Here is a 15258-nt window from a genome sequence, read left to right on the forward strand (position 1 = left end):
GTCGCTTGGTGACCACCGACACCGGCACTGCTGGTCAGGCCAGCGAATTACGTGATCCGTTGTGCGCGCTGCTGGCCGCAGCCTCCCCCGAGCAGGCCGCCGTGCTTCTGCCGGCCGCGGTAGCCCGCGCGGCTGATTTGGCGGCACAGATGCGGGAAACGATCGCCCTGCACAGGCGCGCCACCGACCCGCTGCTGGCCGCCCTGGTCGCCGCTCTGGAACCGGCCACGGCCGCACACGAAGAGTTCGTGGCCACCTGGGCCGACACCGACATGCTCAGTGGTCTCACCCAGGACATGCTTGAGACCGACGTGCACAAGCTGATGCTGGCGATCGCCTCGGTAATCAAGGGCCTCGTAGACGCAGCCCGGCCTACTGCCTGACCGGGCCAGCTCTGCCGACTCGTCTGTCGCCGCTCAGCGGCGGTCGGGGCCGTCCGAGCGATCTTCTGGGCAGTTCGGCGAAAACGTCGGTGGCGGTCGGTACGTTCACAGACGAGAAGCCGGTTCGGCACACACCGTGACCTCGAAGGGTCCCGGTTGCGTGGATATCCGGGTTCCGGATCGACGGACGGGAGGCCCCTGATGGACGAAGAGCAGGCTGTGGAATCCAGGTCGTACGAGCCGCCGCTGATCACCGAAGTCGGCGACCTCGCCGAGGTGACCCAGGGCCAGTACTCGAGGAACCGCTCCGACGACGGCGACGCTGGGGGTTACTTCCCCGGATGACCGCAGCCCGCGGGTCCGCAACGAGAAAACACCGTCGCTTCGGCGCCCCTGGCTGGTGGTGCGCGCTGCCAGATGTCGCCGCCGCCGACTCTGCGGTCACCGTCCTGCGCAGCATCGGCACGGTCACCGTCCGGCACCGGTCCGGGCGGGCGTGGATCATGGCGCATCCCGATCAGCCGCCGCCGGAGGTACTTGCTGCCGGCCGGGTCATGGTGGCGATCATCGGACCGTCGACACTGGGGCGAACACGGCTATCGGCCCTGCGCGCCGCTGCCTCCGCCGGGGACCTGGACTCGCTGATGGCGGACGCCGGCGACGCACACGTGGTGCTCGCTGAGCCCGGCCGGGTTCGAGCTGCGTCGGATGCGGCAGGGTTCCGCCGGTTGTTCACCACTCGCTACGAGGGTGTCCCCGTCGTGGCCAGTCACGCCGACGTCCTTCGCCGGCTTGTCGACGCCCCGCTCGATCGAGCGTGGATCGCGGCCAAGCTGGCCAGCCCGGAGATGCCCCATTCGATCCGGCATGCCCGCTCACCGTTCATCGGTGTCGATCCGGTCCCGGCCGGGCACCTCGTCGAGGTCGAGGGGCAGCGGGTACGGACGCGTCCATGGTGGCGTCCGCCATGCCTGGAGCTGTCGCTGGCCGACGGCGCGGGACATCTGCGGACGGCGTTGCGCAACGCCGTCGGGGACCGGGTCGCCTCGGCGGAGGGGCCGGTGAGCATGCAGCTGTCGGGCGGTCTGGACTCCACGGCGCTGGCCTGCCTGGCGGGCTCGGCGGCGCCGTTGTTGGTGACAACCGCGGGTTCTTCCCCGGTCGATGACGATCTCGCCTGGGCCCGCCGCGTCGCCGCTGCGCTGCCCGGTGCTGAGCATCGGGTGTTCGATCCGCGGGAACTTCCACTGTTCTTCGCCGATCTCGATCAGCCGCTGGCTGGGATGGACGAGCCGTGCTCGTTCACCGCGGGCGCAGCTCGCCAGCGCTACGTGGCGGCGGTACTCGCCGAGCACCGCGTCGATGTGCATTTCAATGGGCAGGGCGGCGACGAGGTGCTGCTCGCACCCACGGCGTTCCTCGTCGGGCTGCCGCGCGCCCGCCGGTCGACGTGGCGGCAGATCCGTGGCCACGCCGCGTTGCGCGGCGTCCCCGTCCCGGCGCTGGTGTCCGCGATACTTCATCACCCGAGTTACCCGGCGTGGCTGCGGCACACGGTCGTCACGTTGCGGCGTGAGGCGCCGGTCGCGGCCGAGCTGGTCGCCTGGGAGGCGGCGCCGCTGCTGCCCGCCTGGGCGAGCGTCGAGGCGGAGCACCTGGTGGCCGACCTGTTGACACAGACCGAGCCAGTGCCGGTGGCCGCGGACGCGGGCATGCACGCGGCGGTCGTGCGGGTCCGGGCGTCGGCGTATCGGGCCGCGATGTACCGGGACGCGATGGCCGCAGCGGGCGCGCCGACGGCCATGCCGTTCCTCGACCACACCGTGATGGACGCGTGCTTGGCGGTGCGGCCCGAACAGCGCACCGACCCGTGGCAGCCGAAACCGCTGCTACGACAGGCATTGCGCGACGTTGTTCCAGAACATCTGTTGTCACGCAGGACAAAGGGGTTCTACAACCACGACATTTACCGGGGCTGGAAGGCGAATCGCGACCAGGTGCGGGGCCTACTCGCCGATTCCCGCCTGACGCAATTGGGCCTGGTTGACGAGTCGATGCTCCGCCGCGAGCTCGCGACCTTCGGCCCCACTGGGCTGCCGCCCGCGTTCGTGACCGACTTGATCGCGCTGGAGACCTGGCTGCGGGATCTGACGCCCGCGCTGCCGAGAGCGGGACGTCCATGTGCCTGATCCGCCGCAAACCGGCACGGACGGCCCTGGTACTGGCCCGTGGTGTCGAAGCCACCTCCGTCGAGGACGGGATGATGCTGGTCGATCGGCGTGGAAGGCTGCTGCACCTCAACACCACCGCCGCGGTCATGCTGGACGCCCTGCTCGCCGGTGGGCTGGAGGCCGCAGCCACCGCCGTCTGCCGGCGGTTCGAGATCACCGAGGACACCGCCCGCGCCGACGCGGCCCGACTGCTGACGCAACTGCTGGACCGCAAGCTGGTGAGGTGGACGTGAGCGCCCCGATCGTGCTGGAAGCCCCGGTCCCGCTCACGGCGGGCGAGCGTGCTCGCGGACTGTTCGCGATCGGCGTGGCCCGGCTGATCCTCACCGCGACCCGCGCCCGTCCGGCCCGGATTCGCGTCGTGTTGCGTGCTCTGCGCACCGGCGCCAACGAGGCTGAGTTCGAGTCCGCCATGCGGGCACGGGCGTGCGTCACCACGGTGTCCCTGCGGTGCGCGAGCGATCACGGCTGCCTGCTGCGCTCGGTGGCGATCGTCGTGGCCTGCCGTCTCGCCGGAGGATCAGTGCGCTGGTACGTCGGGACGGCCTCGCCGCCACCGGCGTCGCACGCCTGGGTGGAGGTCGCCGACGCGCCGATCGGCGAACTGTTCGACCCCCGCCTGCTCTACAACCCGATCGTCACCGTCTGAGCCTGGAAGGATCGTCAGCATGACCAGCGGCACCACCACTGACTTTGACGCCCGGCTGGCGCGCTACGCCGACGACCTGCGCGCCCGCGGAGCAATTCGCAGCGACGCCGTCCACACGGCGTTCGCCACCGTGCCGCGGCACCGGTTCCTGCGCACCTTCCACTTCCGCGCCGACCGGTTCTCCCTGGCGCCCGATGAGCAGCCCTCCGGCGAGCTGCTGGACATCATCTACGCAAACAACTCCCTGGTCACCCACGACGGACACGACGGCGACCCGATGTCCTCCTCGTCCGGCCCGAGCGTCATGGCCCGGATGCTGGAAGCCCTCGCCCTGCGGCCGGGAATGCGGGTGCTGGAGATCGGCGCCGGCACCGGCTACAACGCCGCCCTCATCCACCAGATCACCGGTGCCCCGGTCACCACCATCGAAGCCGGACTCGCCACCTCCGGCGAGGCCGCGGCCGCGATGACCGACCTCGGCCTTGCCGATCAGGTGCGAGTCGTGCACGGCGACGGCTACCTCGGCGACCCGGACGGCGGGACGTGGGACCGGATCATCGTCACGTGCGGCATCGCCGGCGTCCCACCGCGCTGGCTCGATCAGCTCGCGCCTGGGGGCCTGGTGCTGGCACCGATCGCGCACGCGGGCGTGCACCCCATCCTCGCGATCCAGGTGAGCGACTGCTCCGCGACCGCTGTGATCGCGTTGTGGGCGGACTTCATGCCCGCAGCGGGAAACCTTCGACCAGATGTCCTGTTTGGACACAACCCGGAGCACGACATCACCGCCACCCCCGTGCACCGCCTCGCCGCCGCCCCGGCCGTCGACGCCGACCGCTACGACGACCTGTCCTGCTTCCTCGCCGCCCACGACGAGCGGACCACCCGCGCCTACGTCGACGACCCGGCCTTCGACCCGGCCGGAGGGATGACCGCCCTCGTCGAAGCCGGTACCGCCGCGTGGATTCAGCACACCGGCGACCTCGTCGTGGCGGGCGACTCCGAACACACTGGCGGGCTGCAAGCGCGCCTGCGCGCGCTGACCACCAGCTGGCTCGACAACGGACGTCCCGACCTCGAGCATTGGAACACCGTGCTCTCTGAACACCCCGGCCTGGACTCGCCGTTGCTGACTCCCGGCCGCTGGTGGCATGCCGTCGACGGCGGGAGCCGATGACGGCACAGCCAGGACGTTGCGATCAGCTGGCCGGGTCGTTGCTCCAAGCGGGTGCAGCTCTGGTCGCCGCACCATGTCGTGCCCGCCCGCGAGGTCCGCGACCGGCAATACTGGAATTGCTGTCCGTTATCGGTCGCTGACTGAAAGGTGTGGTGCTGAGTGGCGCAGTCGAGTGGGGACGACCAGCTCTTCCAGATCCCGGACGACGCCCCGGCCGAGGTCCGCGAGTTCTTTGACCGCGACCACCAGCGCGCCAGCATCGTCGACGACGGCCGGATCATGATGGACCCGGGCAAGGTGCTGACCAACATCGAGAACACGATGCAGCGAATCCACGCCGACATCTTCACCGAGTTCAGCATCGCCGACGACATCGCCACCGACAAAGAGCTCATGGCGATGATGGGCGACCTGGCGATGGACTCGTTCCTGATCCTGTTCCTGGTCAACACCGGGATGAAGTTCATGTGCGACGGCGGCTACCCGGCCGAGCTGGTGACCAACCCGCTGCCCGACCACTACGACATCACCGTCCTGGTGCCGTCCCTGAAGGTCAACGAGCGCCAGCACCAGGTCGCGAAGGCGATCTTCGACCGGCGCAGCACCAGCCCCGAAGACCTGACCGACGACGACATCGCCGCCGACCTCGAACCGCTCGACCTCGCCGGGAAGATCGAGGTCTTCATCATCCTGTTCTACATGTGGGGCACCAAGATCGGCGCCATGAAGAACGTCACCGGCACCGAGTAGCGCCGGAATCGGGAAAGGGGGAGCTGGGTGCCGAGCGACGCGGGGTGGCGGCTGGTCCGGGAGGCGGTGCTGCCGTTCGGGCAGCTCGGGGTGTGCACCGTTGTGCACGTACGCGCCTACGAACGCGGCCCCGGCGATGCGCCCGTGGTGATCCTCGGTGAGTTTCGGCGGACCGGTGGGTCCGGCCAGTCGCTCACGAACGCGGTCGAGTCGGCCGCCGCGGCCGCGCAGGCCGCGTTCTACCCGGCGGGGGAGCAGCTGCGGTTCATCCAGCACACTCCGTACCGGATGTTGGATTTCCATCCGGTGCCCGGGTTCAGCGAGGTCACGCTGTTCGGGCGGCGCCGGGTCGGGCCTGCCCGCCGGTGGTGGCGCCGCCGCCGGCACGAACGTGACGGCCGCTGGTCGGCCGCCGCCACCGTGGTGACCATCGACGGCGCCACCCGGCACGTGTTACCGCCACCGGAGCTGGAGGACCTCGGCTGGGAGTTCCACGGCGCGAACTGGCGGGCCCTGGAACCGGTGTGGCCGGCCGCCGAAGCCGACGCGCTGCGACGGCAACCCGCCAGCGTCCAGGACGAGCTGATCCGGCCCGCCGAAGTGCTGCTGCCCGAGATCCTCGGCGACTTGCCCGTGGCGGTGTGGCCGAAAGACCTCTACGTGCCCGAGCTCATCGGCGGTCCCGAGGCCGAGCGGATCGCCACCTGCCGCATCGCCGCGGTGCACCGGCGGCAGGAACAGACCATGGGCTTCATCGACGCGGTCACGACTTCCGAGACCGGCGCGATTGTCACCCTGCACGGGGCGCCCGTCGAGAAGCCCGACGACCAGGCTGGCAACCCCGACGCGTGATCGGCGAGTTCGCGGTCACCGTGTTTCGCCGGAGCAGTCTTGCTGCGCCACGACCTCGGCGCGCCCGCGCAGGGCGGCCACGTCCGGGTCGCGGCGCAGGGCGGCGCCGACCCGGATCAGCCAGCGTGCCTCGGCGAGCAGGTCCGGGGTCGCGGGGGAGTGCTGGGCCATGACGACGTCGACGTCTTCGGGGTGGTGCCGCCGCCCGGCGCGGTGGGCGTCGAGGGCGGCGCCGAGCTCCGCCGCCTCCAGCAGGACGTCGCCGGCGACCGGGTCCAGACCGCGTTCCCCGGCGGTCGCGAGCGCCCAGCCCGGAATCCCCGGCGGGATGAAGGGCCTCAGCGCCAGCTGGGCGTCGCGGATCTCCAGGGTGCGGCGGTAGAGCCGGTATTCGGCGCGTTCGGCGCGGGTGAGGTGCTTCTCGTCGAGCTCGTCCAGCTGCACCTGCGGGACGTCCTCGATCACCCGCTTCCACAGCGGGGTCAGGCGCCGGGTGGCGTGGCGTACCTGCCAGCGGATCGGCACGTTGCGCACCGCGGGCCACCAGCTGGTGAACGTCGCTCCGGCCGAGCCACTGCCGACGGCGAGCAGGGCCAGGCCCTCGGCGATCTCGGCCTGGTGCGGGAGCGCGTGGCCGGCCGCGGCGAGCACGACGACCCCGGCGGCCTTCCACGCCACCCAGGTCAGGCTGATCACGGCGGAGGCCAGGACGACGCGGAAGCCGGTGCGCAGCAGCGAGTCCAGTTCCGGGGACCGGACGTAGCGGAGCATCAGCCGCAGGAAGCTGGCCAGCCCCCAGCTCATGTAGGCCAGGTAGATCACCAGGTAGGCGACGATGTGCGGGTCGCGGCCGTAGGTGGCGGCGAATTCCGGCGTGTAGTCGGTGTCCACGCTGGCCAGCTCGACGATCATCGCCGTGAGGCAGCCGAGCAGCACGACCGCGGAGATCACCGACCGGCGCCGCGCGGTCGCGTCGGCCATGGCGTAGTTGAGCACGCCGATGAGGAAGAAGGCGGCGGTCATCGCGAGCACGTTGCCCAGCAGCCGGACGCCGTTGTCGACCGGCTCCAGCCGGTGTGCCGCCTTCAGGGTCGCCGGTGCCGTCGCGGCGAGGGCGAGCGCGAAGCTCATCATGGCGGCCACCAGGTATTTCCGGCTGGTGGTCATCGGCTCGCCTCGGCCGCTGAGGATCTTCGCCGTCGCGGCGGCAAGCGTGAGTGCGGAGCAGAGGTAGGCCAGCAGGTCAACCACGCCGGCCGCCGGCGCGCACCGGGTGGCCGAACGCGGACTCCAGGCCCACGAGCCGGTCGTCGTGGCGGGATGCGAGTCCGAGGTAGGTGTCGCGGGTGGAGCTGACGCGGGCGAGGACCAGCGAGGCGAACAGTTCGGCTTCGCGCTCCTGGTCGGTCGCGTAGACGGTGCGGCCGAGGATGCGGCGCACCAGCGCGGGAGACAGTGTCGGCAGCAGCAGCCGCAGGGCGTCGTCGCCGGCGACGCGCGGGGCTTCGTCGCAGCTGGAGGACGAAGTGCAGTGGTCGAACAGCAGGTGGCCGACCTCGTGCATCACCGTGTGCTGGGACTGCAAGGGCGGCACGTTGCTCGCGCAGTAGATGTAGTCGATCTCGGTCGTGCTGATCAGCATCCCGCAGGGCTGGTCGGCGCCCAGCCGTCCCGGGATGAGCTTGATCTTCTTGCCGCGTTTCTCGGCCAGCGCGGCCAGGAAGCGGTCGATGTCGAACGGGCGCGGAATGATCAGGGTGTCGATCAGGGCTTCGCACCGTTCGGCCATGTCCTCCACGACAATGCTCAACGCACAGCCTCCCCTCTTGCGGTCTTGCGCAGCGGCGCGTCCTGTTCCTCGACCGGGTGCTCGACGTCGGCGCCGCGGCCCGATGTGCCACGTCCCGGCTTCCGCCGGCGTCCGGTGCGGATCACGGGTGTGTTCTCGGTCTGCTGGCCCGCAGCCGGGCGGCGGCCCCCTCCCACGGTCGGCGCCCGGCTCCAGCCCCGCTCCCGGCCGGGGCCGGGAGGTGCGGCGAGGTGCACGCGGGTGTTGTGCCGAGCAGCGCCGGCGGCGTGTGTCCGTTCGCCGGACCGGCCTCGCCGTGCGCGCTCATGTTCACCAACCCCCGTTGTGCCCTCGCTGCCGATGAACGCCTGCTCCCGCCTGTCTCACCGATCCCCTGCGCCGGTGAAACCCCCTCGGGATTGGGTGCCGCCTGGACTCGCGTGCCGATCGCGGATACGCGATCCAGGTCTCATCGACGTAGCAACAATATGGCAGGAATCGGCGTTGTCAACGCGTTAACACGGTTCTGCGTCACCAATTTTCAGGGCCATCTGAAGGGAATGTAGGGGTAACCACGTACCATTTATCCGGAGCGCCACGTAGTGCTCAACACTCGGTAGTAGTTCCTGTTCAGAGCGTCAGCTGCGGCGCTGTCGACGTGGCCGTTCACGGTCGGCATGATGCACTCCCGTCGCTCACGGCCCGAGCCTATTCGACTACGACGCGCCACGCGGGCAATTGTTTGAGTTTGAACGGCAGGGCATTACGTGGCGCAATTCGAGCCGTGAGGTAATTTCAATACGTGGTATATGTCAGCGGTGTACGTGGCCCCTGGGAATCGGTTACGTGGCCGCATCGACGAAATTACGTGGTTGCCCTGATAGTGCTCGAATCCGTGATCGCCGATCCTCGACAGTAGGCCCGTCACATCGGCGGCGCCGACCATGACGCGCGCCCTCCGCGGTGCCTCCGATGCACGCACTCGATGCGGTCGCACTCCGCGCGGGTGCAGGCGTCCGGCAAGAGGAAGGCATCGGCATGACGCTCTGGAGGGCAACCCTGTTCGGCGACGACGACAAGGTCACGTGAGGTGGCGGACGTACCGCGCCCCGCGGATTCTGTGCGCCGCGAGACGTTGCCCAACCAGGTCCGGGTGTGGGTCATCAGCCAGTACGACGACGCCCGCGCCGCGCTCGCCGACGAACGCCTGAGCAAGGACCACGCCGACCTCTCCCAGGTCATCCGCGACCAGTTCGACGCGGCCGGACACGAAGCGCATCCGGCAACCGCCGCGACTGGGGAGCCGCCGCCGTACGGCTCCCCGGCGCGCAGGGCCAGCTACCGGTTCACCACCGAGGACGTCGAATACGGCGGGGTGGTCATTCCCGCCGGCGAGGTCGTGCTCGTGTGGCTGTAGAGCGCCGACCACGACCGTCTGCTGGTGTCCGCTCGGCGCCGCACGGTCGCGCTGACGCCGGCGCGCGAGTCCGGTCGGCCCGCGAACACGGCATCCGCTGCTACCCCGGCGTCTTTCCGACGCTCCGCCCGGCATCGGCGAGGTACCACGCCGCGATCTCCAGGCGCTTGGCGACGCCGAGCTTGCGGTTGATCCGGCGGATGTGCTCCTCGACGGTGCGGAAGCTGATGTGCAGTTGCAGGCCGATCTCCCTGTTGGTCATCCCCTTGGCGACCAGGCCGGCCACCTCGAATTCGCGGTCGGACAGGCCGCCGGGCAGCATCTCCTGTGCCGAGGGCTTGCGCTGTGTCGGGAACGGTGCGGCCGCCAGCGCGTAGATCTCCTCGGTAGGCAGCGATTCGCCGATGGCCACCTGGATCTCGAACTCGTCGTCGCCGAGCTCGCGCCGTGCCGCGGCCTCGGCGCGCTGCTGCACCCGCAGGAACGAGAACAAGCCCAGCACCGTGGCCTGGGTGATCCGCTGGCCCGCGTTCGCCCCGCCGAACAGCTGCCCCGCCAGCTCGAAGTCGCCGCGGGTCGCGGCGATGACGGCGATCAGCCACAGGCTCCAGATCGGCCCCCAGGTGTCGCCGGTCGCCTGCTGAAGCCGCAAGCCTTCCTGCGCCAGGTGGGCCGCGGTGTCCGGATCGCCGTGCAGCAGCTCGGCGAGCGCGTTGTTCCACAGCGCCCAGGAGATGCACCACTGGGCGCCGGATGCGCGGGCGGCCGCGAGCACGCGCGCGGCTTCGGCGAAGGCCCGGTCGGCGTCGCCGAGGAAGGACGTCGCCATCCCCAGGAACAGCATCGCCATGAACACGTCGCCCGGGGTGCCCTGGGTGCGGAACGCAGCCTCGGCCCGCGCCAGCAGATCCAGGGCCTCCCGTGCCTTGACCGGGTCCGCCTCGGTCAGCCATCGCTGGGTGCCCTGCCCGTAGAGCAGCGGCCCGAACGGCTCCATGCCCAGCTGGCGCGCGGCGTCCTCGGCCTGGGCCAGCAGCGGCCCGGCCAGGATCTGGTTGCCCTGGATCAGCGCGACCCAGGACGACATCGACAATCCGGCGACCTGCTGGGCGGTCAGGGTGTCGCCGCGGCCGTCCAGCCCCATCGCCAGCATCCGGCCGGCCTCGTTCAGAGCGCCGCTGAAGACGAAGAACCGGGTCCGGGTCGCGCGGATCGCCATCTCCAGGCCGCGGCCCGCGCTGGCCGGGTCGGCCAGGAAGAACTCCTGCGCGGCTCGCAGGTTCGGCATCTCGACGCGCAGCCGGTTCATCCAGTCGATCTCGCCGGGGCCGAACCACTCCCGGGTGCAGCGCTCGACCAGCGCGTCGAAGTAGTCCGCGTGCGCCTGGCGCAGCTCGCGTTCCTCGCCGGCGGTGGCGATGAGTTCCTGGCCGTACTCCCGGATCGTCTCCAGCATCCGGTATCGGGTGCGGCCGCCGCGGGCCTCGGCCACGAGCAGGGACTGCCGCACCAGCCGGGCGAGCAGGCCGAGCACGTCCGCTTTCTCGATGCCGCGGCCGGTGCAGATGGCTTGCGCGGCCTCGAGGTCGAAGCCGCCCTCGAACACCGAGACCAGTGCCCAGGTCCGGCGCTCCGGTTCCGGGAGCAGGTCGTAGGACCAGTCGATCATGGCGTGCAGCGTGCGGTGGTGTCCCTGTTCGGACGGGCCGTCGGTGAGCAGGTGCAGCCGGCGCGGGTGGTCGACCATCTCCTGAAGCGTCATCGCCGACAGCAGCGGCGCGGCCAGTTCGATGGCCTGTGGAATGCCGTCGAGCAGCTGGCACAGCCGCGCGGCCAGCGGGTAGTCCTCCTCGCGGATGTGTACGCCGGCCTCGGCGGCGCGGTCGATGAGCAGCCGCTGGGCCTCGTGCACGACGTCCTCGGTGCCGTCGCGACCGCAGCGTTCGCCCGGTCCGACGCACAGCGGGGAGACGATCAGCAGGTGCTCGCCCTGCACGCCGAGGCGGACCCGGCTGGTGGTCATCACCTGGAGGCCCGGCGCGGCTTTGAGCAGCGTGGTGAGCAGGCGTGGCACCTGGCCGGACCCTGGCGACTGGCCGACGAGGTGTTCGCAGTTGTCCAGCATCAGCAGCATCTGCCGGTGCCGGAAGTACTCGATGAGCCGGGCCAGGCCCGGCGTGGCGGAGTTGTCCAGGATGCCCAGTTCGGCGGCGATCGTGGATTCAAGCCGGTCGTCGGCTTCCTTGAGGTCGGTGAGCCGGACGACGACCACGCCGTGCTTGTAGGCGCCGGCCTCGGTGAGTTCCTTGGCCATCCGCAGCAACAGGCGGGTTTTGCCGACGCCGCCGGTGCCGATCAGCGTCACCAGGCGAGCGGTCGTGAGCAGCCGCATGCCGTCGCTGAGCAGGCCGGTGCGGCCGATGAAGCTGTTCATTTCCGCCGGGATCGGCGGTGGGTTGACCGACGGGATGAAGTCGTCCGTCGGCTTGTCCTCCCCGTGCTGGTGTTCTTGACGGGTCTTGTTGACCATGCGTGTCCCCCCGACACGTTCGACGATCAACAGGCGACGCGGCCGCGTCGCCTGACGTGCGTTTCGTCGACACGGGTCTGGATCACGCAGCCCCCCATAGCCGCGCCTGCCCCAAACCTCCCCGGTTGGACCTTGAACTCCTCACGAACGGAGGAGACGATCACGCCCCGTGCCCAGTGCAGCGTCGTCCCGGTTCGCGGCGCTTCGCGTCACGAACCCCTTCATGGGACCGGCTACGCCCGGCGACTAACGGGAACGAGCCTGTGACCAGCGCTTCGGCTTGGTCACGATCTAACGAACACTAACCGATCCACCGACACCGCCCGTACGGTTTCTCAGCTCTCGCTCTCTCCCTCGCCTGGGGTACCCCCGTTTGAGCAGCCGAGGTTACCGAAAGTAGTCACACCTGTTCACCCGACTCAGCGATCCTTGACGTGGCGACTGTCCGCCAGCTGGCCTAGTGCGATCTGCCACATAGAGTTGACCGGTGGCGAGTGAACAGTGGGAATACCGACATGGATTCCACAGTGGACTTCCTGGAGCCGCTCCAGGTGCTGGTCCAGACCAGCTCCGTCCGCGAGCGCACGGGACGACCGCCGCGTGCCGGCTCATGCTGACCTCGTCCCGATCGCCGCTCGCCGAATGACCGGGCCCGACGAAGCCGGCGGGAACCGCTGGCGGCATGCCGGACAGTGGATCGTGCTCGATGCCCGGTTGCACCTGCTGGCCATCGGGCCGGCCCTGTACCAGGGGATCTCGCCGCGGCTGGACGTCACCGCCCGGCGCATCCTGTTTCCGCGAATGCGCGCGGCCCTGGCCGATCGCGTCGACCGCGGCCCGCGGACCCAGGTCATGGAGGACTTCGGCCGCCGCTGGACGGTCCGCGTCCAGCCGGTCCTCGGCCCGGCCAGCGGCGAACTGCTCGCCGTGCTCGGCTGCTACGTCCCCGAACACGCCGAACTGCCGGACCCGCCGCTGGTCGGCGGCTGGGAATGGCACGCGACCCCGCCGGGGCCCGGCCAGCAGATGCGCGTCTACTGGTCGCCGGACACGTTCGGAGTCTTCGGCTATCCGGTCCCGCCCGGACCGGGTCCGCACTGGTGGGAAGCAGCGCGATGGCTGGACGAGGTCGTCGCCGGAGCGCACCGCGCCGACATCCAGCGCGTGCTGGAGACCTTCCTGACCGTCACCTCCGACGGGCTGCTCATCCACACCTTCGCCGCGCGCACCGCGGACGGTGCCCGGGTGCATCTGCGCATGGCCGGGCGACGCGACGTCGACGGCGCGGGCCCGGACAAGTGGTTCCGCGGCATCGTCACCCGCGTCGCGAACGACGGCAGCGCGCCGCCACCGTCGACGGCCGCGGTGCTCGACGCCGCGTTCGCGGTGTCGGCCGATCCGCTGTGCGCGATCGACACCAGCTACGAGCACATCTACATGACCTCGGCGAACTTCGCCGGCCTCGGGATCGAGCTGCCTCCGGACCGGCATCTGCCGACGATGGCGCACCCCGAGGACATCGAGACACTGCGCGCCTTCCTCGAGGAGGCGGCCAAGCGTCCGGCCGAGACGATCGGCCCGGTCACCGTCCGCCTGGCGGCCGCGGGCGGGACCGGCTGGAAGCGGCTGGCGTTCACCGGCACCGGGATGCGGCTGTCGGCCTCGGGCCCCCAGCACCACGTGCTGTGCCGGGTCACTCCGGCGCTGGGCTGATCCTGGCATCTCCGCCGATGACGGCGACGGACTCCGCGGTCCCCGTCGCGGCGAACTCGCCGGGCGATGTGCGGGGGATCAGGTCCAGGTGCAGGTGACGGGGCTCGTCACTGGGCCGGGCGTGCTCGCGCGTGGCGATGATGTCGCAGCGCGGGTGGTCGGCGGCGAGCTCGGCGGCCGCGACCATCACCACGCCGGCGACGTGCGGGGCCGCGGCGACGTCGTCGAAGTGGTCGGTCGCGATGAGCAGCAGGTGACCGGGGGCCCGAGGTCGCGGGGCGGCGACGGCGATCACGTCGGGCCAGCACCGCAGCACCGTGGCATCCGCCGAACCGGCGACGATGGCGCACAGCGGGCAGGCCGCGACGGTCATCCGGATCACCGGACTCGGGTCGAGGAGCCGCGGGGGACGCCGGGCAGGACAGCAGGCGAGGAGAGCGGCGCGTGCTCGCGCGGCTGGGCCGGTTCGCCTGTGTCCATGCCCCCAGGGTGTCGTCTTCCGCGAGTCCTCGTCAGGCGTTGCACGGCAATTGACTACTAATTGTCCAGTGGACTGGGATTCCGGCAGCGTCTACTTTTCCGCCGCGCCGGGACTGTCGGTGCCGTCGTCGCCGCGCTCGGCGGCCTGGTCGGCCTGAAGCGTGCGCATCAGCTCCAGGACCTGCGCCCGGTTGGCCGGGGTGAGGCTCAGGGCGCGCAGCGCGACCGAGTGGACGTCGGCCTCCTTCAGTGCCGCGACCAGTTCGAGGTCGGCCTGGATCTGCCGGGACTTCTCCGAGTCGAGGAAGATGGCCGCGTCCACCTCGAAGAACGCCGCGAGTGCTTCGAGATGACTTTTCGTCGGGTTGGTCTTGATCCCGCTCCGCAGCTGGGACATGTACTGCTTCGAGAAGGACCGCGCCTGGTTGCGGTCGCGCAGCCACGCGGCGCACCAGTTGGCGACCTCTTCCATGGAGTGCTCGCGGCCGTTGGGCCGCCTGATCGTCGTGAAGAGTTTGTCGATGATCTCTGCGAGCGTGGTTGCCTCCGCCACGGCAGCCCGCCTCCTTCTCCAGTTCGGGAATCTTCTCAACGGTCCGTGACCGCTTGATCGCCAAACCTAGGCGATCAAGCCCGGAACGTCCACATCAGTTGACATCTTCGCCTCTGGGCATATGCTCTGTCTAGTGGGGACGGAAACTGATATGGACGTCTTGGGAGAGACCGCCAGGTCAGAGCCACCTCGCTGAGGCCGGGAGACGCCGAAATAGGGGTGACCCGGTGAGGGGAAGACCGAACCGGCTGTGGGGGCCGGGGGAACCGACGGAAGCCGGCGTTGCCCGGTGTTTCCGCAGGAGGGGGCTTGATGCACGACCGACCTTCGAGGTCGAGCAGCCGCATCGCGTTGTAGCGACGGCACGCCGACCGTAAACGCCGGCCCCGGTGAACGGGGTGCCCGGCGACAACCACAAGCAGGCGCAGCCGTTGCCGGGCTCGGTCCGCCAACCGTCCCGTCAACGCGTGTGAGCGCGTGAGGCGCGACCGATCGCGCCTTTGACCTCGGGCTTTCCAGCACGGGATCGCACCGGCGACCCGGCGTGCCCCCGCACGCCCTCGACACGGCCGCCACGCGGCTCCGGAGAGACCGGGTCCTCGCTCACCTCTGCGCCGCCGTGGGGGGCCCCCCCCCGGGGGGGGGGCCCCCCCCCCCCCCCCCCCCCCCCGGGGGGCGGGGGGGGGGGGGCGCCCCCCCGCCCCCCCCCGCCCGGCGCCCCCGGCGCGCGCCCG

The 15258-nt window shown here is 70.4% G+C and carries 15 protein-coding genes; 10 read left to right on the forward strand and 5 right to left on the reverse strand.

Annotated elements, in window-relative coordinates:
- The first annotated feature begins 8 nt into the window (after positions 1–8).
- The 8 genes from ACWEN0_RS45350 (at position 9) to ACWEN0_RS45385 (ending at position 6042) form a co-directional block, all read left to right on the forward strand.
- Complete coding sequence (locus tag ACWEN0_RS45350) at positions 9–383, forward strand: hypothetical protein (RefSeq protein WP_451987552.1); 375 nt, start codon at positions 9–11, stop codon at positions 381–383.
- 201 nt (positions 384–584) lie between these two features.
- Entirely contained in the window at positions 585–728 is a 144-nt protein-coding gene (locus tag ACWEN0_RS45355; protein ID WP_451987554.1) for a lasso RiPP family leader peptide-containing protein, read from the forward strand.
- On the forward strand, positions 725–2572 hold the full coding sequence (locus ACWEN0_RS45360) for an asparagine synthase-related protein (RefSeq protein WP_451987556.1): 1848 nt from the start codon (positions 725–727) through the stop codon (positions 2570–2572). The genes ACWEN0_RS45355 and ACWEN0_RS45360 overlap by 4 nt, the downstream gene beginning before the upstream one ends.
- Positions 2563–2847, forward strand: a complete 285-nt coding sequence (locus tag ACWEN0_RS45365; RefSeq protein WP_451987558.1) for a PqqD family protein — start codon at positions 2563–2565, stop codon at positions 2845–2847. Before ACWEN0_RS45360 ends, ACWEN0_RS45365 begins: the two co-directional genes overlap by 10 nt.
- Positions 2838–3263 (forward strand): lasso peptide biosynthesis B2 protein, encoded by a 426-nt coding sequence (locus ACWEN0_RS45370; protein WP_451987560.1) that lies wholly within the window; start codon positions 2838–2840, stop codon positions 3261–3263. Before ACWEN0_RS45365 ends, ACWEN0_RS45370 begins: the two co-directional genes overlap by 10 nt.
- Positions 3264–3282: 19 nt before the next feature.
- On the forward strand, positions 3283–4440 hold the full coding sequence (locus tag ACWEN0_RS45375; protein ID WP_451987562.1) for a protein-L-isoaspartate O-methyltransferase family protein: 1158 nt from the start codon (positions 3283–3285) through the stop codon (positions 4438–4440).
- A 159-nt stretch (positions 4441–4599) separates the two neighbouring features.
- Positions 4600–5190, forward strand: coding sequence for a hypothetical protein (locus ACWEN0_RS45380; protein WP_451987564.1), 591 nt, complete (start codon positions 4600–4602; stop codon positions 5188–5190).
- 27 nt (positions 5191–5217) lie between these two features.
- Positions 5218–6042, forward strand: coding sequence for a hypothetical protein (locus tag ACWEN0_RS45385; protein WP_451987566.1), 825 nt, complete (start codon positions 5218–5220; stop codon positions 6040–6042).
- A 15-nt stretch (positions 6043–6057) separates the two neighbouring features.
- Here ACWEN0_RS45385 and ACWEN0_RS45390 read toward each other — a convergent pair whose 3' ends face one another.
- Complete coding sequence (locus ACWEN0_RS45390; RefSeq protein WP_451987568.1) at positions 6058–7293, reverse strand: MAB_1171c family putative transporter; 1236 nt, start codon at positions 7291–7293, stop codon at positions 6058–6060.
- Positions 7286–7852 (reverse strand): hypothetical protein, encoded by a 567-nt coding sequence (locus tag ACWEN0_RS45395; protein WP_451987570.1) that lies wholly within the window; start codon positions 7850–7852, stop codon positions 7286–7288. The genes ACWEN0_RS45390 and ACWEN0_RS45395 overlap by 8 nt, the downstream gene beginning before the upstream one ends.
- 1069 nt (positions 7853–8921) lie before the next feature.
- Here ACWEN0_RS45395 and ACWEN0_RS45400 point away from each other — a divergent pair.
- On the forward strand, positions 8922–9248 hold the full coding sequence (locus tag ACWEN0_RS45400) for a hypothetical protein (RefSeq protein WP_451987572.1): 327 nt from the start codon (positions 8922–8924) through the stop codon (positions 9246–9248).
- Positions 9249–9348: 100 nt separating this feature from the next.
- On the opposite strand, the gene ACWEN0_RS45405 is transcribed toward ACWEN0_RS45400, so the two are convergent.
- Positions 9349–11778 carry an ATP-binding protein gene (locus tag ACWEN0_RS45405; protein WP_451987574.1) on the reverse strand — a complete coding sequence of 810 codons (2430 nt, stop codon included), beginning with the start codon at positions 11776–11778 and terminating at the stop codon, positions 9349–9351.
- Positions 11779–12420: 642 nt separating this feature from the next.
- Between ACWEN0_RS45405 and ACWEN0_RS45410 the strand changes: the two genes are divergently transcribed.
- Entirely contained in the window at positions 12421–13491 is a 1071-nt protein-coding gene (locus ACWEN0_RS45410; RefSeq protein ID WP_451987576.1) for a hypothetical protein, read from the forward strand.
- Here ACWEN0_RS45410 and ACWEN0_RS45415 read toward each other — a convergent pair.
- Together ACWEN0_RS45415 and ACWEN0_RS45420 are read right to left on the reverse strand one after the other, a co-directional pair.
- Positions 13472–13864, reverse strand: coding sequence for a hypothetical protein (locus ACWEN0_RS45415; protein ID WP_451987578.1), 393 nt, complete (start codon positions 13862–13864; stop codon positions 13472–13474). The genes ACWEN0_RS45410 and ACWEN0_RS45415 overlap by 20 nt on opposite strands.
- Positions 13865–14062: 198 nt before the next feature.
- On the reverse strand, positions 14063–14524 hold the full coding sequence (locus tag ACWEN0_RS45420; protein WP_451987580.1) for an XRE family transcriptional regulator: 462 nt from the start codon (positions 14522–14524) through the stop codon (positions 14063–14065).
- Positions 14525–15258 lie beyond the last annotated feature (734 nt).

This window comes from Amycolatopsis sp. NPDC004378, from assembly GCF_053602455.1.

Coding starts and splice junctions, on each gene's coding strand:
- ACWEN0_RS45355 (WP_451987554.1), top strand. CDS start 585: ATGGACGAAGAGCAGGCTGTGGAATCCAGGTCGTACGAGCCGCCGCTG.
- ACWEN0_RS45360 (WP_451987556.1), top strand. CDS start 725: ATGACCGCAGCCCGCGGGTCCGCAACGAGAAAACACCGTCGCTTCGGC.
- ACWEN0_RS45365 (WP_451987558.1), top strand. CDS start 2,563: ATGTGCCTGATCCGCCGCAAACCGGCACGGACGGCCCTGGTACTGGCC.
- ACWEN0_RS45375 (WP_451987562.1), top strand. CDS start 3,283: ATGACCAGCGGCACCACCACTGACTTTGACGCCCGGCTGGCGCGCTAC.
- ACWEN0_RS45405 (WP_451987574.1), bottom strand. CDS start 11,778: ATGGTCAACAAGACCCGTCAAGAACACCAGCACGGGGAGGACAAGCCG.
- ACWEN0_RS45410 (WP_451987576.1), top strand. CDS start 12,421: ATGACCGGGCCCGACGAAGCCGGCGGGAACCGCTGGCGGCATGCCGGA.
- ACWEN0_RS45415 (WP_451987578.1), bottom strand. CDS start 13,864: ATGACCGTCGCGGCCTGCCCGCTGTGCGCCATCGTCGCCGGTTCGGCG.